Here is a 21614-nt window from a genome sequence, read left to right on the forward strand (position 1 = left end):
TGAAAAAAGGCAGCACCCAAAAACTTTTCTTGTTTTTTATCAACGGCCTGTTTTCAAACAGTCTCTGAAAAGAGAGCGCCTCAAAATTTCATTTCTTAGCGGCGATCTGTCAGGAGGCCGGGGACAGGCGCTCCAGATGGGCATGGGCCAGTCGGTCGAAGTCGGCAATGTCCAGCGTTTCCGCACGCCGGTTGCCCGCAATGCCCGCAGCCTCCAGCAAGGCTTCCCCCCCGATACCCCGCAGCGCGCCACGCAGCATCTTGCGCCGTTGCCCAAAGGCTGCGGCCGTGACCTGTTCCATGGCGCGGAACAGCGCGGGCGCGGGCTGTTTGGTATGCGGGATCAGGTTCACCACGGCGGACTGCACCTTGGGCGGTGGGGAAAATGCCCCTGGCGGAATGGTCATGACAATGCCACACCGTGCAACCCATTGTGACAGCACCGCCAGTCGCCCGTAATGATCGGAATCCGGGGGGGCACAGATACGCTCTGCCACCTCAAGCTGGAACATCAGCGTCAGGCGTGCCCATTCCGTCGCCTGCCGCAGCCAGCCAACCAGCAGCGGTGTGCCAACGTTATAGGGCAGGTTGGCCACGATCTGGCGTGGGGCAGGGCACAGGGTGGCAAGGTCGCGGCGCATGGCGTCGTCTTCCACCACATGCAGGCGACCCGGATGTGATGCAGCCAGTTCGTTCATGATGACGATGGCGCGGGCATCGACCTCGACCACGCTCACACTCGTGGCGGGTGTATCAAGTAGCGCGCGCGTCAGGCCGCCAGGACCCGGCCCGACCTCCACCACGTTCACATCATCCAGCCTGCCCGCCATGCTGGCGATGCGTGCGGTAATGCCGGGGTCCAGCAGGAAGTGCTGCCCCAATGACTTGCGTGCATCCAGACCGTGGCGTGCGATGACGTCGCGCAGGCTTTCATGCGGGGTGGACAGGCCGGAAACGGAAGATGGCATTGCGACGGCGATCAGGATTTGGACCGCATGTCGATGACCGCGCGACGATGCAGGTCACGGTCAAGCTGCCGGGAGGTCTGTTCCACACGTTCATTGAGCAACTGGTCGGCAATCTCGCTTGGTGTCTGCAGGGCGACGTTACGCTCCTCACGCTTGCAGACCATGATCAGCGCGATCCCGTCCATCGACACCAGCGGATGGCTTGCCTGTCCGGGTTGCAGATGCTCCAGCACTTCGCGCATCTGCGGGTTCAGGCGATCCACACGCAGTTCACCGGGGTCGGTCGGGTGTTTTTCACCGAATTTCTTGTTAAGGGTTTCCATCTCGTCACAGGATTTGACCTTCCCGGCAAGGTCACTGGCCTGCTGTAGGGTCTGCTTCTGCTGGTCGCTCGGGTCCTGCGGATTAAGTGGCTGGTCGAAAGGCAGGAACGCCTGATGGATGTTCAGGATGGTCGCCATTTCATGACCGACCGTACGGCGGTTGTTGACGGTCGCGATCACATATCCACCGGCGACGCGGATGGGGTTGGAAATCGCGCCATCGGGCATCTTGCGCGCGACTTCCACCACTTCTGGGTCAAGGCTGTCTTCTTGCGTCCAGCCCAGAAGGCCACCTTCAAGGGCGCTCTGGCTTTGTGAAAACTGGGCGGCCACGATCGGGAACGGCGCGCCCTCACGCAGTTCCTGAATGATGGTTTCGGTGAATTTCAGTTCGGTTTCGGGATGGTGGGGGTCTTCGACCGGGACGAAGATCTCGCTGATCATGTATTGCGGCTTGCCGTCCTCGCGCTTCAGCGCGTCGGTGCGCTGCTGGATTTCGGTCGCGGTGATGCGCCCGCGTGATCCCGTTTCCATGCGCAGTACCTGCGACCATCCCACCTGCACGCGGATCTGGTCTATCAGGGTCGTCAGCGAAATGCTGTCCTGTGCAAGGCGGTTGCGCAGGGAGTTTTCGGGCATGCCGTTACGCTGCTCGATCCCGGAAATGGCGGCGGCAATCTGGGCCACGGGCACGTTGATGTGTCGTTCCAGCATCGCCTCCATGCGCAGGCGTTCGTCAATCAGCTGACGCACGATCTGCGGGCGCAGGCGGACCATGACGTCCTTGCTGACATCAAGTCCCGATGACAGCGCGAACAGCCGCCCGCGTGTATCCACGTCGCGTTTCGTCAGGACCGAACCGTTGACGATGGCAACGATCGAATCCTCGGTCTGTGGTCCGGTATCCGCCGCCTCGGCCGTGGCCTTGTGGCGGGCCGCATGGGCGTGGTCGCTGGCGGTGACGGCCATCGCCGCCGACATCAGGCCCGCACCGGCAAGGCGTGCAAGCCTGCGTGCCTGCCGGGCCGGACGACGGGAAGGAGCACTGCCGGGGGTGGCGGAAAACCAACGCATTCAGATCAATCTTTCACGCATCATCAGCCATTCATGCCAAACGAACCGATGGTCTTGAACGTCAGGGAGAACATTACGGTCGAATTGCTCTGCTGACCACCAATTGTGGTGTATTGCTTGAGGTACATCACATCAATGCCGAAACAGTCATTCTGGTATCCCGCATCGCCACCGACGGACACGCTCTGCTGGCGTGCCAGGCTGCGGCGGATATACCCCGCAAGGTGCCAGTTGTCCCACGTTGTCGAAGCACCGAATGTCAGCTCGCTTATTGGCTTATAGTAGATCGACGGCGGCGTCGAGGTATAGGGATTATTTGCGTAATAATAATAAGGCGTCACCGGTTCATAGATATAGCCGCCATTAACGCGGAAATACTTGAACCCCGCACTTCCCAGCGCATCGGCGAAATCGACCCGACCGGCATAGGGGTCAAGGCGCATTTTCCCATCAAAGTCAAAGAAGTGGTTGGGGACGATGCGTGCGCCCATCACCACATCGGACAGGTGATGGCTCAACCCGGAATAGGGGATGCGGTCATGTTCGACATGCTCCTGGAAGCTTTCACCCACCAGCACGTCAACCTGGTGGCCATCCCATGTCCAGTTCGAATGCAGCCCGACATTGGCGCGCAGCCCGCCATCCAGCCGGTCCGTCCCGGCATAACGGTTCAGCGCAAACAGCGTCTGGTCGGTGAATTCATAGGACAGGCTGTCTTCGTTGGGGATGAAGCGCGAGGAACTGTTGCCCGTGTTGGGGGCGGCAATGATCTGCGCAATCGGTTCAAGGATCTGCGACCCGCGGCCACGGTTGAAGCTGCGCAGGAAGGGCCAGTTGAGTTTCAGCGCCACGGTGGGCAGGACCTGGCCTGCGACCTGGCTGCGGGTGGTCTTGGCGTAATTTGGCTGCTCGTTAAGCTGTGTCGCGCGGTGGATGGCCGATTCGACATGCAGTGTCAGGTCCCATATCTGCCCCAGTGAATTGCGGAACGGCCTGTCCCAGTTCAGCGTAAGCTGCCCGCGCTGGTCCGATGTCCCGTTTTCACGATAGACATAGAAATCGGTCGTATCGAGGCTGAACCGCCCGCCAAGCGCATCGGGCTGCCCGAAATAGCTGTAGGTATAGCGCGGCAGCACCCATGGCAGGTCATGGTTGTGGATGATGCCCTGATTCAGCCCCTGATAGGCCTGCGCGTCGATGCGTGAATATGACCCCGTGCCGAACCCTTCGAGATAGATGTTCGAATTCAGCGTGTCCTGCCCGTATCCCGACACGCGGTAGTCACGCATGTAGTTGGCGGAGCTTGCGACATTGATATGCGCGCCAAGGCGCCATGTCTTGTTGAGGGAGAACCGGCCGGAGCCAAAGAAATACCCCTGGACGCCGTGGTTGTCCTTACTGTCAACCTCATTGCCGAAAGTATTGATATAATTGATGTCATGATGGGTATCGTACGCGATGCCCGCACGCAGGTTCATGCTGCCGAAATTGAATCGGTGGCGATATTGCGCGCTGAGCTGCGGTCCCGTCCGGGTGGAGAACAGCCCTTCGGCCACGAGGTCGGATTGCCCGTCAATCACCCAGTAATACGGGATGGTCACATACGTGCCAAGATAACGGTTATGCGGCGTGAAACCCGGGGTGAGGAAGCCGCTCTGGCGTCGCACGGACGGGTCGGTCATGGAAAAGGCAGGCAGGTAGAAGATCGGCACGCCAAAGAAATCGACGAAGGCGTCGCGGAATTCGATGCGCTTGTGCTGCAGGTCGTGCGATGCGTCATAGGCGCGGATCTGCCAGAAGGGCGCGCGTTCGGGGTGGCGGTCGCAGATCTCGCACGCGGTATAGACAACGCGTGTCAGGTCATTGACCTTGCCCCCCGTGCGGCGCACGCCATTCGCCGCCATGCGGGCGTTGTCGTCCATCTGTGCGTACATCTTGCTCATGATGCCGTCGCGCATGCCGTTGCTCAGCTCGGCATAGCTGGTGAACATCACCGTGCCGTCAGGTTCGACAAGGGCGACATTGCCCGAGGCGGAGGCCACGCCGGTATTGCGGTCGTACACCACCTTGTCCGCGCGCATGACCTGGTCATTCTGCCAGATCTGGACGTTTCCGCTCCAGATCGCGAGGCCGTTCTTGCTGTCATAGGCAACATGATCGGCCTGGAATGTCACGGGGTCGCCGGTGGAGACGGTGCTTGACGATGCGGCGCCGTGTGGCTTTGCGGGGGCGGGGTTCGCCGCGTCAGGCTGTGATGCCGCCGCCTGTGAATGGACATGCCGCCCCCGCATGGATGCGGCCCCCTTGGACACCGTGGTCTGCACGGCGCGCGATGCATCGGGCGTCGTGTCCGGCGCACTGTCCGCACATGCCGGCCCGATCCCGCCGAGCAGCATGCCCCCCAGGACCATGCCCCCCAATATCGTTGCCGAGAGCAACGACATGCGCGATGGCCGTCGTGGCGTGGCAGGGCGCATGCGCGCGGTATCGCGGTGGCGCGGGGGAGGGGCAGGACGGACCATTAACCGTCCTCTAGATGAAGAAGCAGAGAAACTGCAAGACAAAGCCCGGCCCCGGTGGGGGCCCACGCCGCAAGCACCGGGGGCAGGGCACCGGATTCCCCGAACTGTGCGGCGATCTTGGAAATGGCAAACAGCGCGAAACCCGCCCCCACGCCCAGGCTGATCATCCGCACCACGCCGCCACGCCGGGCCGGACGCATGGAAAATCCTGCCGCCACCAGCGCCATTGTCCCGCACAGTACCGGCAGCGTCAGCAGGCTCTGGAAACGCAGGCGATGGCGGATGGAGGAAAAGCCCGAACGGTTAAGCAGCTTGATGAATCCCGGCAGCGCCCAGACCGACAACGTATTGGGCGACGCCAGGCTGTCCTGCACCCCCGCAAGCGTCAGGTCCGCGCGCAGGGTCATATGTCCCATGTCCACCGGGTTTTCATCAGGATGCAGCAGCCGCGCACCTTCGAGCACCCAGCGGCCGTTACCAAGATAGCCATGCCCCGCCTCGATCCGCGCCAGCATGTGGTCCTGTCCGTCAAGGCGGAAGATGCTGATGCCGGAAATGCGCATCACATTATCCCGCAGCCTGACGCGGCGGGCATGGATGATGGCGACACCATGATCCACCAGCCCACTGTCGGACTGGCGCATCCACAGGGCGCCCCCGCTCATGTTGATGGTCTTGACCGTGCTTTCACGCAGGTACTGCTGGTCCAGTATTTCCGCGCGGCGGTACATGGCGGAAGACAGGGGGCTGATGACCGTGGTGGACAGCGCCCCGATCAGCAGCGCGCAGCCGACCGGGCCGGCAAGGAACTGCCACGCGGAAATGCCCGCCGCGCGCGCCACCACCAGTTCGGATGACCGCGCCAGCCGCCAGAAACAGATGATCCCGCCCAGCAACACGCCAAAGGGCAGGATTTCCAGCATGGCGAAGGGGATGTGCAGGACCGCGATCTCGCTGACAAGGGAGGCGGGCACGTTGGGCCTGCTGGAGACGCGGCGCAGAAGGTCGATGAAATCGAACAGCGTAATCAGTCCCGTCAGGAACGCGATTACCGCCAGCACGGCATAGGTGAACTGGCGCGCGATATACAGCGAAAGGGTCAGGGCGAAGGTCATCGCGGCGGGATCGTCCCTGTATCGGCGCGGCGGATGCGGAATTCAGGCCAGAACAGCATGGCCATGCACACCATCCCCGGCAGGACGGCGGATACCCACATCAATGGCATAAGCGCCAGGTTACGGCTGGCGAGGTTCTGCACCAGCAGCGTCAGCGCCTGCACCGCCACCACCGCAAGGGTTGCCGCCACGGGGCGGACGATATTGCCATGGCGCGAAAACCCGCCGCCCAGCGCGCTGAGCAGGCCAATCATGGCAAAGGAGAACGCACATAATGGCGAGGTCAGGCGACGCCACGCCTCGATGATCATCTTTTTTTCATCGCGCGGCGAAAACTGCCGCAGGTTGGGATGCAGCAATGCCGTGATCGGCAGTTCGTTTGCATCGGGCTGCCGGGTCTGGGTGCCGTGTGGTGCCGACAGGTCGATGGTGTTACGCTCGAAACTCAGCATGTTCAGTCGCCCCGTCTTGCGGTCGATTTCCTGGCGCGAGCCATTGAACAGGACGATGCGGGGCTGGTCATTGGTGATGACGAAGCTGCCTTCCTCCGCCAGGATGGTGGCCTGGGCATCGGGCTGGCGGTCATCTTCCACCATGATGCCATGCAGCATCCCGCTGGGATCGCGTGCGCGGATATAGACGGTCATATTATCCGAAACCTGCGTGAACACCCCATCCTGTATCAGGAAGGCCGCCATCTTGTTGCGGATCTGGTATTCATACTGGCGAAAGCCATGGTACGCCGTCGGCACTACCCACAGATTGAGCGCATAACAGGCCAGCACGGACACCAGCGCGCATAACAGCGCCGGGCGCGCCATCATGAACGGTGACAGCCCCGCCGCCTGCATCACCGTCAGTTCCCGGTCCGATCCCAGCCGTTGATAGATGAACTGCACCACCACAAAGGTCGTGATCGGCAGGATGACCGCGACGAAAGACGGGATCAGCAGGCTTGTCAACTGCACGAACACCCGCAGCGACAGCCCCCGCCCGACCACCAGCGACACAAAATGCAACGACTGCGTCAACCAGATGAGCAGGGCAAGCGCCCCGGTCGTCGCGACAAGCGCCAGCAGCAGTTGCCGCAGGACATAGCGGTCCAGAATCGACAGGCGCGTGGAGAAGCATCGGGGGACGGGGCGGGCGACAGGCATGCTCCTGTCTAACCCTCATCGCGTTGCATAAAAAGATATGTTACCGCCCGGTCCTGAAACAGTCTGTATCCATCGGGCATCGCGCGGGGTCATCGCGGTGCGGCGGGGGGGAAGATTTTGCCGGGATTCATCAGGCCGTGCGGGTCCAGCGCCTCCTTGATGCGGCGCATGGTCGCCAGTTCCGCGCCACCACGCCATTCCGCCATCATATAGGGCTTGAGCTGTCCCACGCCATGTTCGGCGGAAAACGACCCGTCAAGGTCGCGCACGATGTCGGCCACTGCGTCCATGATGTCATGGCTGCGCGCCAGAAAGGCATCGGCGGGCATGTCCACGGGCTGCACCACGTTGAAATGGATGTTGCCATCGCCCAGATGGCCGAACGGGGCAGGACGGATACCAGGGATCAGGTCCATGCACGCCTGTGTCGCGCGCGCGATCAGTTCGGGCACGCGCGCCACGGGCACGGACACGTCGTTCTTGACGCTGGCGCCTGCGCGTTTCTGCGCCTCGGCATGTTCTTCGCGCAGTTTCCACAGGTTGGCGCGCTGTGTCTCGCTCTCGGCCATGACGGCGTCGGTCACGATGCCCTTTTCCATCGCATCCGCCAGCACACCTTCCATGAACGCGCGCAGGTCCGTGCCGGGACGCGGGGTGGCAAGTTCGACAAGGACATAGGCCGGCGCGGGCTGTTCCAATGGCAGGCTGGCACCCGCGATCAGTTCGTTCACCAGCGCCATGCCCGTGCCCGACATATATTCGAATGCCTGGATCAGCGCGGGGTCGAGCGCGCGGAACGCACTGAACAGCGCAAGCGCACCCTGTGCGTCCTCCACCGCGCACAGGGCGACTTCCACCTCCTTTGGCGCGGGCTGGAGCTGGATGATCGCGCGTGTGATGAAGCCGAGCGTCCCTTCGGAGCCGACGAAAAGCTGTCGCAGGGCGTATCCCGTATTATCCTTGCGCAGGCGGCGCAGGCCGTGGAACACCTCCCCATCGGGCAGGACCGCCTCCAGCCCCAGCAGCAGTTCGCGCGCATTGCCATAACGCACGGTATTGTTGCCGCCTGCATTCGTCGCAAGGATGCCGCCCATCTGCGCCGATCCTTCGGACGAGATCGACAGCGGCAGCATCATCCCCGCCTCCCGCGCGGCGTCCTGCGCGACCTTCAGGGGGACGCCCGCCTCGACCTCCATGGTCATTTCATGGGGGTCGATGCCACGGATGCGGTTCATGCGCGACATGCAGATGACGATTTCACGCCCGCTGTCATCGGGGGTCGCGCCACCGACCATGCTGGTATTGCCGCCCTGTGGCACCATCGGCACGCCGTGCGCTGCACACAGGCGCACCACCGCAGACAGTTCATGCGTATCCGCCGGGCGCAGCACCGCGCACGCGCGACCATGATACAGGTTGCGCCAGTCGGTGCAGAACGGGTCCATGTCGCGTGCCGCCGTCAGCACCCCCGTCGGCCCCAGAATCCGGCCAAGCTCTTCCAGCAGTCGCGCGGGGGCCGTGGGGGTGGGGGATACGGCGGTCATGATGGCAGGCCTCCTGAAAGCTGGTGCTGTTGGCTCAATGGCTGTGCGGTGGGGTGGGGGGCGCCCCCGTGCCGCGATGGGGTGGTATAGGGCGCGGCGATGTAAGGGGCGCTGGCCTGCGCGGGGGAACTGTCAAGTGCGTGGAACAGTTCCGTCATCGCGATCCCCGCCAGTGTCCCGATCGTCAGCGCCAGCATCAGGGTGGTGCGTCGCGGCGTGGCGCGTGTGTTCGTCGTGGCAAGGCGGGCCTGTATCTGTGCCAGCGTGGTCTGTGTTTCCGCGCGGGCCTGCTGCGTCAGGAGCAGTTCGCTGCGCAATTTCTCGTTCAGCTTGCGTGCGTTGCGCAGTTCGTCGTCCAGCGTGCGGATGCTGTCGGCCATTTCGGAAATACGGGCGTGTGAATCCTGGATTTCGCGCGCCGCCGCGGCACTTGTCCGACCGCTGCGCGCGGCGCGTGGCTTGGCCGCCGGGCGGGGGGGGGGATTGGGGGCGATGGCCGCAAACAGGTTCTTCAGCGCACCGCCGGTCATCTGGTTCTTGCGCGCCCGTGTACGTATGGCCGCCAGCGCGTTTTCGGACTGGCCCGGATTGTCCTCCAGCACCAGTGCCAGAATATCCGACAGGATCTTCAGTTCCTTGGGGTCTAGGCTATCGCTCATGTCAGGTGTCGCCAGGGTCGGGTCATGCGGAACAACAACGGGTTATCGTGGGCGTGGGCAGGCGGCACGGGACAGGCGGTCGCCAATGGCGGCGCCAAGGCCATGCGTTGGCACAGGCTGGACCGCGATTGCGCGCAACCCGCGCCTGCGTCCTTCCATATCAAGAAACCGCAGCCCGGCGAAGAGGCGGGCTGCCGCTTCCTCCAGCTTTTCGCCCTGACTCAGGTTCCATGTCAGCGGACTGCCGGGCAATTCCGCGCCAAACGCCAGCAGGGCTTCGTCCGGGGCGACGGTCTGTGCATCAAGGCGGACCGGCAGTGTGGGGGCGTAATGTGACGACAGCCGCCCCGGCGCGACAGGGCGGGCATCGCTGGTGTCATGGGGTGTGGTGATATCGGGACACACCTCACGCAGGGCCTCGATCGTGATGCCGCCAGGACGCAGCAGGACCGGATGCGTGCCCGTCAGGTCCACGATCGTGCTTTCGACCCCCACGGCACATGGCCCGGAATCGAGTATGGCGTCGATCTTCCCCTCCAGCCCGTCAAGGACATGTTCCGCGCGCGACGGGCTGACGCCGCCTGACGGGTTGGCCGACGGGGCCGCGACCGGCACCCCCGCCGCCGCAAGCAGCGCGCGCGCCGTATCGCTGTCGGGCACCCTGACCGCGACAGAGGGCAGGCCCGCCCCGGCAAGGTCGCTGATGGCGCACCCGGCCGCGCGGGGCAGCACCATCGTCAGCGGCCCCGGCCAGAAGCGGTGCGCAAGCCGGTGCGCCCGCCCGTCGGCCATGGCATGGACAAAGGCAGCCGCGGCATCGGGGAAATGACTGATGAGCGGATTGAACGTTGGGCGTTCCTTGGCGGCAAAGATACGCGCAACCGCCACCGCATTGGTGGCGTCGGCCCCAAGGCCATAGACCGTTTCCGTCCCGAACGCGACCAGCCCGCCCGTGCGCAGGATGTCTGCCGCGCGTGTAATGCCCGCCCTGTCCGCCACCAGCCGCTGTGTCATTGCGCGCCGCGACAGATGAAGGGCGGGTTGCGCCACCGTGCCTTGCCATAGGCAAGCGGCGTGCCGTCGAATTCCGTGATGCTGCCGCCTGCGGCCTCCAGCACGGCCTGCGGGGCGGCGGTATCCCATTCCATCGTCGGGCCGAGGCGGGGATAAAGGTCGGCAATCCCTTCGGCCACGCGGATGAACTTTGCCGCCGATCCGATGTTGCGGATGCTGGCCACGGGCTGTTGCGCCAGCAGTGCCTTCAGGCGCGGATCATCGGCGTAATGACGCGAGGCAAGGACGTCGAGCCCCGCCACAGGCGGTGTGCGGGTATGGATTGCATGCTGCCCGTTTGCGTCGCGTCGCCATGCGCCATGGCCGACCCGCCCGGCATAGACCTGATGATATGCCGGCAGTGCCACAACACCCAGCACCGCCCGGTGATCGCGCACCAGCCCGATATTGACGGTAAAATCCTCCCGCCCTGCCGCGAACTCCCGTGTCCCATCCAGCGGGTCCACAAGCCAGTAGGTCCGGTCGGTTTCCACCTTGATCCCCGCCGCGGCCTCTTCCTCGGCAATGACGGGGATGGATGGGGCGGCGGCGCGCAATCCCGCCAGAATATGCGCCTCCGCCGCGTGGTCGGCCTCGGTCACGGGGGAGTCATCGGTCTTGGTGTGCGTCACAAACCCGCGTGCGCGGATATCACGGATAAGGGCTGCCGCCTCCGTCGCAAGGCGGACCGCAAGATCGAGCAGGGCCTGGTCGTCGGGGGCGTGCAAGGATGGTATGTTCATGCTGATGGCATTAGCTTACTCATGCCGCGCCGTCATGCGTTTATGCGATGCGATATGTAATCACCCGCCCCGGCGGGGCATGTCCGCCATGCGCGCCATGGTGACGCGGGGGTGGTGCTTTTCCCGACGTATCAGGGGCCTGCGCGCACCCCGCGCGTGATTTCATGTCACGCGTTTCCTTGTTTTCTCAAGCGGAGCGACTGCTTCATGCTCGATACCGGTTTTTCTGATTCCCGCCTCCCGCACGAGGGCGTGCTGGCGATTCTGGCGCCTTCGGACGGTGCGCCTTCCGCGCTGTATACACAGGTGGATGCGGCCACGGGCGGTGCGCTGTCGCGCGCGGCCAGAGCTGCGGATTTTTCCTTTGCGGCCAGGGCGTCGTGCGTCGTCCTCGCCCCTGGTGCGGGGCTGGAACGTGTTGTGCTTGTCGGCCTTGGCCCGCGTGAGGGAATTGACGCGCGCGTGGCGGAACAGGCGGGCGGAAGCGTCGTCTCCGCGCTGGGCAAGGTGACGGCGCGTGCCGCGGTCGTGCTTGACACCCTGCCGGGCGACCTTGCCGCGCATGTCGCGCTTGGGGCTGTGCTTGGGGCCTACCGCTTTGATTCCTATCGCACCATCTGGCGCGAGGGCGAGGCGTGGAAGCTGGAGGGGCTGGAGTTCCTCAGCATCGACGCCCCTGGCGCCACGGCGGCATGGGCGGGGCTGTCGGCGGTTGCACGTGGCGTGCTGCTGTGTCGTGATCTGGTCAATGAACCGGCGAACATGCTGCGTCCCGACACGTTCGAGGCCCGTATCACGAAGCTGCGTGACCTCGGGGTGGAGGTCGAGGTGCTTGACCGCGAGGCCATGCACGCACTGGGCTTTGGCGCGCTGCTTGGCGTCGGGCAGGGCAGTTCCGTGCCGCCACGCACCGTCATCATGCGCTGGAATGGCGGGACGGAAGGCGAGGCCCCGGTGGCGTTCATCGGCAAGGGCGTTACCTTCGATTCGGGTGGGATTTCCATCAAGCCCGCCGCCGGCATGGAGGAAATGAAGACCGACATGGGTGGGGCTGCCGCCGTGGTTGGCACGATTGCGGCACTGGCCGGGCGCAAGGCGCGCGTCAATGCCGTGGGTGTCGTGGGGCTGGTGGAAAACATGCTGTCGGGCGATGCGCAGCGGCCGGGCGACGTGGTGCGCACCGCATCGGGCCAGACGATCGAGGTACTCAATACCGATGCGGAAGGCCGTCTGGTACTGGCCGATGTGCTGTGGTATGCGCAGGACCGTTTCAAGCCGCGCTTCATGGTTGATCTTGCCACCCTGACGGGGGCGATCGTCGTCAGCCTTGGTACCGAACGCGCGGGCCTGTTCTCCAACGACGATGCGCTGGCGCAGCAGTTGGCCACGACCGGCGAAGGCGTGGGCGACAGGCTGTGGCGCATGCCGATGTGCGCGTCCTATCTTGAACTGCTGCGTTCGGACATCGCGGATCTCAAGAACATCGGCGGTCGCGCCGGTGGGTCGATCACGGCGGCGAAATTCCTGGAATGTTTCGTCAACAAGGTGCCGTGGGCACATCTGGACATCGCGGGCACCGCGTTCGCAAACAAGGCATCGGCCTGCGTGCCCAAGGGGGCGACGGGCTTTGGCGTACGGCTGCTTGATGCGCTTGTGCGCGAACATTACGAAGGCTGAATGGCTGTTTGCACAGACGAGGCCGGTAACATGCTGGGATCATAAAATTTTTAATGAAGGGTGTTGAACAGTCTTCGGGTGGCGTTGCCTTTGCCACGTCTTGAAGGATAAGGCAGCGTCACCAAATTTGTGATTTTTATCAATCGTCTGTGTTTGAAAATGATGGGGGGGAGGGGTTACTCCTCCCCCTCGATGCGTACCGATGTAACAGGGGGCCGCCTGCGGGGGTGTGTTTCACAAAGCCCGCAAGGCCCCGAAAGTTTGCAAAGTCTGGACATCCCGGGACGAAATGTTGCCCCGGCTTGAACAGGGCGACGTCCCGCGCGTATCACCGGCATGGTAACAGACAGCCCTTGGGGCATGGCTGCTACCCGTTATGGGCAGGATTGCGGAAGGAACTTCATGGCGGAGGTCGGTTTTTATCACCTGACGCGTTCCACGCTGGAGCAGGCGCTGCCTGCCCTGCTCGGGCGGACGCTGGATGCCGGTCGCCGCGCGGTCGTGCGTTGTGGTGATGATGCGCGGGTCAAATGGCTTGATGACGCCCTGTGGCGTGCCACCGACCCGTTATGGCTGCCACATGGCACCCGTGCGCTGGGACATGAAAGCTGGCAGCCAATCTGGCTGACGGCGGGGGAGGACGTGCCCAATGGCGCGACCTTCGCATTCCTGATTGATGGTGTGTCCTGCACGCAGCCGGGTCTTTTTGAACGGGTGTTCGACCTGTTCGACGGCCATGATGAAAATGCCGTTGCGGCGGCGCGGCAGCGGTGGAAGGTCTGCCGGGAGGCAGGGCATACCCTGACATACTGGCAACAGCAGGCAAAGGGATGGACGCGTCGGTAAACCGGTGTCGGGTCGGGATGGTTCCCCCCGCGGGGCCATGACGGTCATGGCCCGCAGGCGGCACAGGGCATATCACGGGCAATGAATGAAAGGCCGCGCAGCATGAAGAACGTTACATTCCCCAATGGCATGACTGTCCCCGCGCTGGGTATGGGGACATGGAACCTTGGGGATGACAACGCGCGTCGCGATGCGGAAATACGCAGTATCCGCATGGGGCTTGATGGTGGCCTGCGGGTTGTTGACACGGCGGAGATGTATGGTTCCGGCCGGTCCGAACGCCTTGTGGGTGCGGCGATCGCCGGGCGGCGCGATGATGTATACCTTGTTGACAAGGTCCTTCCCTCCAACGCTTCACGCGCGGGGGTGCGCAAGGCGTGTGCGGCCTCGCTGAAGCTGCTGGGCACGGATCATCTGGATCTCTACCTCCTGCACTGGCGGGGGTCGATCCCGCTGGAGGAAACGGTGGCGGGGTTTGAGGATCTGAAGCGTGCTGGGATGATCCGGGCATGGGGCGTGTCCAATTTCGATGTCGATGACATGCGTGAACTTGCCCGCATCCACACGCCTGACCCGTGCTGCGCCAATCAGGTGCTCTACAGCCTTGATTACCGTGGGGTGGAATATGACCTGCTGGGCGATGACCGGGCGGCGGGGATTGTGACGATGGCCTATTCCCCGCTGGGACAGGGGGGCGAACTGCTGGATGCGGCGGTATTGCGTCGGGTGGCGGCACGGCATGAAACCTCGCTTGGCCCGGCGACGCCTGCGCAGGTCGCACTTGCATGGGTGCTGCGCCAGCCCGGCGTGCTGGCGATTCCAAAGGCGGGGTCGCCCGTCCATCAGCGTGAAAACATGGCGGCGGCCGAACTGGAGTTGACGAAAGCCGATCTGGCGGAGATTGATGGTGCAATCCCGCCGCCGCGTCGCAAGGAATCCCTTGCCATGATCTGACCGCGCGACCATGCCCGTCGTGGTGGGGACGCCATAATGACCATGCCGGGCAGGAGCAGGCCGGATTATCACTCTCATCCTCCTTGTCGTTCTTGGCATCATGCTTGCCTGCGGGCTGGTATCGCGGGCATGGGCCATGACGCGTCCTGCCTGCGTGCCGGTGTTGCATGCGGGGTGGGGCATCGTGATGGTGGTGACGCTGGTGGCCCTGCTGCCCCTGCTGCCCGGACCGCTGGCGCGTATCGCGACGGGGGGCGGTGCATCGCGTCTGGTCATGCTGTTCCATCCCGATCCGCTGGCGCTTTCGGCGTTGTTGCTGGTGGCGCTTGTGGGCCTGTATTCAGGGCTGGCGGGGGCGTTGGCATGTAGTGCCGCCGCATTTGCCGTGGCGGGCGGCCCGGTCGTGTCGGCAATGGCCGGGGCATGCGTCATTGTCGCATTGCGCGACGGGGCCGCGCGGCGTGGGCGGGGAACAGGCGGTGTACTGGGTATGGCGTTGCTGTCGATGCTGCTGTCCACCGGTGGCGGCATCGCTCCTGCCATCCCCCCTGGCATTGATCCTATCGCATTTGCAACGGCAGGGCAGGCGGGACTGTCGCGCGGGCTTGTGCTGCCGGTTGCGGTGCTGATGGCGACATGGCCCCTGCTGCATTTGTCATGGCGGCCCGGTGGCGGGCGTCGGCACCTGTCCGCGTTGCGCATGGCCGATGTCGCGGGTTTTGTCGTGGGGTGTCACCTGTGGCTGCGTCTGCTGGCCTGCTATCCCGATATTCCTGTCCTGTCTGAACGCTGGGGATATGCGTTGCTGGCGCTTGCGGCGGGACTGTTCCTTGCGGCGTCGCTGCGTGCGCTGGTGGCGCGCGATATGCGCCGTGTGTTGTCTGGCCTGTTCGGGGGTACGGCGGCGCTGCCGGTCATGGTCACGGGGCTGGGGCTGGTGGCGCGGGCCAATGATCTGCCGGACATGCTTGGCGGCGTGGTGGCGTGCCTGATGCTGCTGATGGCGGCGGGCTGTATTGTGTGGGTCGCGCTGTTGCGTCTTGTCGATGCGATGGAGGCGGAGGCCGGGCGGCTCGTGCTGATGCATCTGGGGGGGCTGGCGACGCTGATGCCCCGCCTGTCGGTTCTGCTGTCGGTCGGGTTGCTGGCGGTGGGGGGGCTGCCGCCGCTGATCGGGTTTTCGATTGCATGGATGTTGCTGCGGCTGTTCGGTGGGTTGCCGCACGGGGGCAGCCTTGCGCATGAAATCCCCATTGCCTGCGTCATGATCGTCATGGGGGTGGCATGGGGGGTGCGGCTGCTTGCGCTGGTACGGCTGGTGGGGGTTGCGTTGTGTGGGCGGCCGCGTACGCCCCGTGGTGCCGGGGCGTGTGATCCTGCATGGCCGATCCTTGGGCGGTGTGTGGTGGGGGTGGTGATGGCCTGCGTGGTCTCGGTGCTGCCGGGGGCGTGGCTTGTCGTGGTGCATGCAGGCATGGCGCAGGTGGCGCGGCAGGCGAACGGGCTGGTGGGCATGGATGCTGCTGCGTTGTTTGCCGTGCCATCGCCCGATGGCGTGTCGGTACTGGTTCCGGTCCATGGTCTTGTGCTGTTGCTGGTCGTGGGGGGAATGGTTGGCATTGTGTGGCGGATGCGTGGTGTGTCGGCCACGCGGCAGGTGGCGACATGGGAACAGGGGGCGCCGCCTGTCCCGCCATGGATGCCCTTTGGCGATCCATTGACGCAGGTGGGGGCAGGGGTGTTCGTGCGCCTGTTGCAGGACATGGCGGGATGGCCCGATGGCGCGGCCATATGGCTGCGGCGCGCATTGCGGGCATGGCGTGCCTGTGGGCGGTATCTTGTGCTGCCATTGCGGCGTGTTCCCAACGCACCGGACCGACTTGCGTCGCTGGCGCTGCCGGTCGGGGTCGCGATTGCCATGATACTCCTGTGCTGGCTGTCATGAGGCGGCTGGTCATGGGGGACGGTGGGTGATGGGGGCGCTTGCTGCCGGGATGCAGGGGCTTTTGCTGTCGGGGATGCATCTGGTGCTGATGATGGTGATGGCGCCGGTCTGCGCGCGTGTCATCGCATGGTGCCGACAGGGGCTGGCTGGTGGTGGCGGGCCGGTCGCGCCACTGTTGCGATGGCGCATGATTGCGCGGATCTGGGGGCGTTCTGGCATGCGCGCGGCGTCGGGTGCTGGGGTTACGGCGCTTGCGCCATGGGTGGCGTTATCAATGGTGCTGGCGGCGGTACTGCTGGTGCCGTCCTTTTCGCTGGGCATGATGGGGGAGGACGGGTCGGACCTGCTGATGGTGTCCGGGCTTTTGTTCGCGGCGACGGCCCTGTTGCATGTCGTTGGCCTCGCCTCCGGTCAGGGGCGGGAGGGACGGATGGCGGCGATGCTGCTGGTCGGGATGATGCTTCTTGTGCCCGCGCTGGTGATGGCGGTGGCGGTGCCGTGGATGGCGACGCCGGGTACGACCATCGCCGGGCTTGTGCGGTTCATGCGCATGACACAGGATAGTGCGGGCATACGCGGGCCGCTGGCGCTGGCGGGGGGGGCGTTCATTCTTGTGGGTGTGGACCGGGTCGCGGCAGGTGGTGGGCGTGCATTCAACGTGATGATGGACAACCTTGCCGGGCCGGATCGTGCCGTCATGCTGTTCGCACGTGATCTGGTGACGCTGGCGTGGATCACGCTGGGTGGGGACCTGTTATGGCCCGATGCCATCGTCATCCCCGATGCGACGGGCAGTCCGCGCCTGTTCGTGGGGATGATGGCCGCTATTGCATTGTGGGGCGTACGCACGCTGGGCCTGTGTGGCGTGGTTGCATGCCTGCGTACCTTTGTCATGGCATCGGGACAGGTGGCGCGCCTGCGGGCGGGGCTGGCGCTGTTGTGCGGATGCCTGGCCATCGTGCTGCTGTTTGCCGGTCGGGAATTCGGGTGATGCTGGTTGTACTCCTGGGAATGGTGGTGTTTGTTTCGCTGTTCGGTCCCGATGCGGGCGGGGTGATGCTGGTCTGGCAGGGGGGGCTGGCGGCGTCGTGCCTGCTGATGGTCGCGTGGGAAGGGGGGGTGTTGCAGACCTGCCTGCCCGCGGCGGCTGGTGCGGTGGTGCTGGGTGGCCTTGTTGCATGGAACCTGCGCGCGCGCGTCCATCCGGTGCGGCGTGGCCATGCCCTTGTGCTGCGTCTTGGGGGGGGGCTGCTGATGGTGACGCTGCTGTCCATCGCGGTGCCCCCTGACGCACTGGATGTAGAGGGACGCCTGGAGGTTGTGGCGGGGCTGTCGGCCATTTTGTGCGGGTTGCTTGCCGCGGCGGTGGAGCGTGATCGCGCGCGCCAGTGCGCGGCGCTGGCCTGCGCGCTGGAGGGATGGCTGCTGCTGTCGGGTATTGCGGGGCGCATGCTGCCGGTGGTGGTGGGATGCATCATGCAGGCCACCATGGTGTTCATGATCCGCAGGACCATGCCGCGTGATCCCGCCACCGGGGATGGCGACTGGTGATGGGCGGGCTTTCGCCATGGATGTGCATGGCCGTGTGCTGGCCCTACCTGTCGGCGCTGGCGCTTGTGGTGCCGTCACGTGGGGGGGAACGTACGCGCGCGGCGGTGCTGTCGGTTGTGGGGCTGGCCTGCGCACTCATGTGGTGGTGGGCGTGCGCGCTGTCCGTACACGACGCGCTGCTGTTGTGCCCGCCGGTCCTGCTGTGTCTTGTCACCATGGTGCATATGGGGGGGATGGCGGCATGGGGGCGTGACGGCCGTATTGATGCGATCATGGCGCAGTGTGTGTCAGGCAATGCCATGGCGGCGATTGCGGCGGATGATGTGGATGTCACGATCGCGTTGCTGGCGTTGACGTTGCTGATGCGTGTCGTGCCCGTGGTCCTGCGCCATGGGCAGGCGCGTGAGGGATGGCGTTTTTTCCATGCGGGGGCAGCGGGCGTGATTGTGGCGCAGGCCGGGGCGCTGGTACTGTCTCCGCTGGGTAACGGGCCGCTTGACGGGTTGGGGATGGTGCTGCTGGCCGCGGGGTTGCTGGGGGCGTGCGGGCTGATCGGGATGTCGTTGCCGGTCGGGCGGGACGGGGGATTGTGTATCATGCCGGTGGTCCCGGTGCTGTACCTGTTGTCGGGGCCGGTCGTATCACTTGATGCGCAACAGGCGGCGGTGACGCTGCGTGCGATGATGATTGGCATGGGCGGGGTGATGGTCTGGTTCGCCGCGCTGATGGTATGGCACGATCGGGGATGGATATGGCAGGCGCGCATGCCGGTCGATGACCTGTCCGCGCGCATGCCGATGCACGGGGGCCGTCGGCAATGGGGGCATATGATGGCGGGTTGGATCGGGCTGGCGGTCATGGGCGTGGGGGCCGGTGGGCCGATGGGCACGATGGCGACCCTCCTTGCGATGATGGCCGTGTGCCTGTGCGCGCCCCTGCGGTCGTGGGGCGCGCCATGGCCTGCCGTGTTGGGGTATGTCCGTCGTGGCCTGCCCCCCACCTTGCCGTTCGTGGCCATGATGATGACGGTGATGGCGGTTGCGCATGTTTCGATATGGGCGATGGTGGCGCTGTTGCCCGCCTTGTGGCTGTTGCTGGTGGGATGCCAGGCGGAACGGGGGGATGTGACGGGCGCGCGACAGCAACAACAGGTGCCGGATACGATGACGGGCGTTCTTGCACGTAATGCCAGCGCGCTTGCCCTGCTGGCGTTGCTGGTGGGGGGACTGGTGGTCGTGCTGTATCCTGTGGGGCTGTGATGATGGCGCATGCGGCGGCCAGGGACGCGCTTTCGGTGCTGTTGGCGCGGTGGGAGGACGAAGGGGGCTTCATTACGGAGGGGGCCCCATGGCGGTTGTCCCTGCCAGAAGATGCATGGCGTGATCTTCTGGCCTGCCTTGTGATGGACCCGTCGCCGTTTGTGGGCATGTGGTGTGACGGGCATGCGGCCTTTGCCATGCTGGCCCCGCAACGTGGGGAAGTGCGTGTTTTTTCAACCCCGGTGGGGATGCAGCGTTACTGGGGCCTGTCCTGTGCCTGCCCGGTGGCGAGTGTGTATGAACGCATGATCCACGATCTGTGGGGGGTGGAGGCGCTGGATGCGCATGACCTGCGACCATGGCTGGACCATGGGGCATGGGGTGTGACATGGCCCCTGTCCGGACGAGGTGTATCGATACAGGGCAGTGCCGTGGCCGAGTTCCGCGAGGTTGCCGAGGTCATGCGGGCGGGGGGCACGATCTGTGAATATGGGCCTGCGGATGGGGGTTTTCATGCACCGGCCTATCTGCGGCTTGCCCTGCCCGGCGCGCGTGTTGTCGATGCGCAGTGGTGGATGGGATATGCCCACCGGGGTGTTGTGGCGCGCATGCAGGGGGGCGACCCGGCGCGGGCGCTGCGGCTGGCCGCGCGGATCGATGGTGCGGCTGCGGTCGCCCATCAGGCCGCGTTGGCGCGCGCCATGGAACATGCCATGCGACAGGAGGTCGGCTGCCACGTCGCCGCCGGGCGCGCGATGTTGTGTGAACTGGAACGCGTGGCGACGGTGCTGTTCGATATCGGTGGTGTGGCGCAGGCGGCAGGGGATACACGGCTGGCGCGGGAATGTGCGCAGGCCCGCGAACATGTCATGGCGCTGTGTGGCGCGGCGTTCGGGCGACGGGTGCTGATGGATGTCGTGGCATTCGGGGGGGAAGGAGTGTCCGTCACGGCCTTTGCCGCAGGGGGGGGGGAGCTGTGCGACTGGGTGCGTGTGACGCATGCGCGGCTGGAGGCCTTATATCGCCATCCGCGCGGGTTGGGGGGGCTGGTGCGCGGGTTGGGCGTTCTGCCCCCGGATGTGGCGCGGGAACTGGGTGTGACGGGCGTGATTGCCCGTGCCTCCGGGCGGGAAGGCGACCTGCGTGCGCTTACCCCCGGATATCACGATGGCTGGCTGCCTGCGGGCGTGGAACTGTCGGGGGATGTGGATGCGCGCATGCGTGTCCGCCTTGGTGTGGTGGGCGGCTGCGTGCGTATCCTTGGCGAACTTGGTGCCGTCCTGTCCGGTGCGCAGCCTGCGGCGGGGCATGGCGCGCGCGCTTTTGTCGGTGATGGAGAAGGGGTGGGGTATTCCGAAGGGCCGCGCGGGGCAATCCGTTATTGGGTCAGGATGCAGGACGGCCATGTGGCGGCGATTGGGATATGTGAGTCCACGCCCGCCCATATGCTGGCATCGGAAATTGCGATGCGTGATGCCCATGAGACGGACATGCCCGTCATCATGCGTTCCTTTGGCCTGTCACCGGCCGGGGCTGATCTGTAACATGGGATATGTCGCACGCAGTATGTTTATAAATAACAAAAGCGCTCAGCCACCATCTGTTCCAAAACCGAGGGATGAATTGCGGAGTATTCCCGAAAAAAGCGTCCCCCTATAGATCGAATGGTTTCACTCAACCTGTCTTTCCGGCAGGCAGGTCAGCGATGGAGAGGGATGGAATGGCACGTACACCTGCCACGGCTGTGGGCATGGTCTCGGTCTTTTTTCTGGAGACAGGGGGATGTGCCGGATGTGCCATGGAACTTGCGGCCCTTGACGTTCCGGCGGATGACGCAGGGTGTAAGGGGATATGTTTCGTGCGCTCCCCGCGCCATGCGGATATCCTGCTGGTCGCGGGGCCGGTGACGCGGGCGATGGTGCCAGTGCTGGAACAGGCATGGCAGGCGATGCCGGGGCCGCGTGCCCTGATGGCGATTGGCGATTGCGCCATTGATGGGGGAATGTTCGGGGAAAATTACGCGGTGCTGGGTGGCCTGCGTGGACGCGTGCATCTGGACCTGTCATTGCCCGGATGCCCGCCATCACCCGACATGATCCAGTCCGCAATCACCCGTTGGGTGCGCGAGGCCGGGTTGGCGCAACCGTCCGGGGATGTTCAGGATTAAAGGCTTTTTACTATGAGACTGTTTAAAAAGTCAGGCGCGATAACATCCTGAAATTATA

At 64.5% G+C, this 21614-nt stretch carries 19 protein-coding genes; 9 read left to right on the forward strand and 10 right to left on the reverse strand.

Going from position 1 to position 21614, the window contains the following annotated elements; genetic code table 11:
• Positions 1–109: 109 nt before the first annotated feature.
• The 10 genes from rsmA to B7G66_RS18935 all read right to left on the reverse strand — a co-directional run bounded on the left by rsmA (position 110) and on the right by B7G66_RS18935 (position 11323).
• On the reverse strand, positions 110–967 hold the full coding sequence (rsmA, locus tag B7G66_RS02700; RefSeq protein ID WP_003620985.1) for a 16S rRNA (adenine(1518)-N(6)/adenine(1519)-N(6))-dimethyltransferase RsmA: 858 nt from the start codon (positions 965–967) through the stop codon (positions 110–112).
• Between the two features lie 11 nt (positions 968–978).
• Positions 979–2364, reverse strand: coding sequence for a peptidylprolyl isomerase (locus B7G66_RS02705; RefSeq protein WP_003620983.1), 1386 nt, complete (start codon positions 2362–2364; stop codon positions 979–981).
• Between the two features lie 23 nt (positions 2365–2387).
• Positions 2388–4886: an LPS-assembly protein LptD gene (locus tag B7G66_RS02710; RefSeq protein WP_003620981.1), complete on the reverse strand. Its 2499-nt coding sequence runs from the start codon at positions 4884–4886 to the stop codon at positions 2388–2390.
• Positions 4886–6001 (reverse strand): LPS export ABC transporter permease LptG, encoded by a 1116-nt coding sequence (gene lptG / locus B7G66_RS02715; protein WP_003620979.1) that lies wholly within the window; start codon positions 5999–6001, stop codon positions 4886–4888. Before lptG ends, B7G66_RS02710 begins: the two co-directional genes overlap by 1 nt.
• Positions 5998–7158, reverse strand: coding sequence for an LPS export ABC transporter permease LptF (gene lptF / locus B7G66_RS02720; protein ID WP_003620978.1), 1161 nt, complete (start codon positions 7156–7158; stop codon positions 5998–6000). Before lptF ends, lptG begins: the two co-directional genes overlap by 4 nt.
• 89 nt (positions 7159–7247) lie before the next feature.
• Positions 7248–8702 carry an FAD-binding oxidoreductase gene (locus B7G66_RS02725; protein ID WP_003620976.1) on the reverse strand — a complete coding sequence of 485 codons (1455 nt, stop codon included), beginning with the start codon at positions 8700–8702 and terminating at the stop codon, positions 7248–7250.
• Complete coding sequence (locus B7G66_RS02730; RefSeq protein ID WP_064305438.1) at positions 8699–9361, reverse strand: hypothetical protein; 663 nt, start codon at positions 9359–9361, stop codon at positions 8699–8701. Before B7G66_RS02730 ends, B7G66_RS02725 begins: the two co-directional genes overlap by 4 nt.
• A gap of 42 nt (positions 9362–9403) precedes the next feature.
• Positions 9404–10375, reverse strand: coding sequence for an L-threonylcarbamoyladenylate synthase (locus B7G66_RS02735; protein ID WP_040512473.1), 972 nt, complete (start codon positions 10373–10375; stop codon positions 9404–9406).
• Positions 10372–11157 carry a 3'(2'),5'-bisphosphate nucleotidase CysQ gene (cysQ, locus tag B7G66_RS02740; RefSeq protein ID WP_003620970.1) on the reverse strand — a complete coding sequence of 262 codons (786 nt, stop codon included), beginning with the start codon at positions 11155–11157 and terminating at the stop codon, positions 10372–10374. The genes B7G66_RS02735 and cysQ overlap by 4 nt, the downstream gene beginning before the upstream one ends.
• Before the next feature lie 40 nt (positions 11158–11197).
• Entirely contained in the window at positions 11198–11323 is a 126-nt protein-coding gene (locus B7G66_RS18935) for a hypothetical protein (protein ID WP_003620969.1), read from the reverse strand.
• 41 nt (positions 11324–11364) lie between these two features.
• Here B7G66_RS18935 and B7G66_RS02745 point away from each other — a divergent pair, with 41 nt between their 5' ends.
• The 9 genes from B7G66_RS02745 (at position 11365) to B7G66_RS02780 (ending at position 21556) form a co-directional block, all read left to right on the forward strand.
• Positions 11365–12834: a leucyl aminopeptidase gene (locus tag B7G66_RS02745; RefSeq protein ID WP_003620967.1), complete on the forward strand. Its 1470-nt coding sequence runs from the start codon at positions 11365–11367 to the stop codon at positions 12832–12834.
• A gap of 402 nt (positions 12835–13236) precedes the next feature.
• Positions 13237–13680: a DNA polymerase III subunit chi gene (locus B7G66_RS02750; RefSeq protein WP_003620965.1), complete on the forward strand. Its 444-nt coding sequence runs from the start codon at positions 13237–13239 to the stop codon at positions 13678–13680.
• A 102-nt stretch (positions 13681–13782) separates the two neighbouring features.
• Positions 13783–14634: an aldo/keto reductase gene (locus B7G66_RS02755; protein ID WP_040512471.1), complete on the forward strand. Its 852-nt coding sequence runs from the start codon at positions 13783–13785 to the stop codon at positions 14632–14634.
• 136 nt (positions 14635–14770) lie between these two features.
• Entirely contained in the window at positions 14771–16579 is a 1809-nt protein-coding gene (locus B7G66_RS02760; RefSeq protein ID WP_159107946.1) for a proton-conducting transporter transmembrane domain-containing protein, read from the forward strand.
• Between the two features lie 28 nt (positions 16580–16607).
• Positions 16608–17570 (forward strand): hypothetical protein, encoded by a 963-nt coding sequence (locus B7G66_RS17100; protein ID WP_003620959.1) that lies wholly within the window; start codon positions 16608–16610, stop codon positions 17568–17570.
• Positions 17570–18130, forward strand: a complete 561-nt coding sequence (locus B7G66_RS02765; protein ID WP_048858836.1) for a hypothetical protein — start codon at positions 17570–17572, stop codon at positions 18128–18130. Before B7G66_RS17100 ends, B7G66_RS02765 begins: the two co-directional genes overlap by 1 nt.
• Positions 18130–19389 carry a hypothetical protein gene (locus B7G66_RS02770; RefSeq protein ID WP_003620954.1) on the forward strand — a complete coding sequence of 420 codons (1260 nt, stop codon included), beginning with the start codon at positions 18130–18132 and terminating at the stop codon, positions 19387–19389. Before B7G66_RS02765 ends, B7G66_RS02770 begins: the two co-directional genes overlap by 1 nt.
• Positions 19389–20933 carry an NADH-quinone oxidoreductase subunit D-related protein gene (locus tag B7G66_RS02775; RefSeq protein ID WP_003620953.1) on the forward strand — a complete coding sequence of 515 codons (1545 nt, stop codon included), beginning with the start codon at positions 19389–19391 and terminating at the stop codon, positions 20931–20933. The genes B7G66_RS02770 and B7G66_RS02775 overlap by 1 nt, the downstream gene beginning before the upstream one ends.
• A gap of 176 nt (positions 20934–21109) precedes the next feature.
• On the forward strand, positions 21110–21556 hold the full coding sequence (locus B7G66_RS02780; RefSeq protein ID WP_003620951.1) for an NADH-quinone oxidoreductase subunit B family protein: 447 nt from the start codon (positions 21110–21112) through the stop codon (positions 21554–21556).
• The last annotated feature ends 58 nt before the right edge of the window (positions 21557–21614 follow it).

The organism is Novacetimonas hansenii JCM 7643 (assembly GCF_000964405.1).
Taxonomy (GTDB): Bacteria; Pseudomonadota; Alphaproteobacteria; order Acetobacterales; family Acetobacteraceae; genus Novacetimonas; species Novacetimonas hansenii.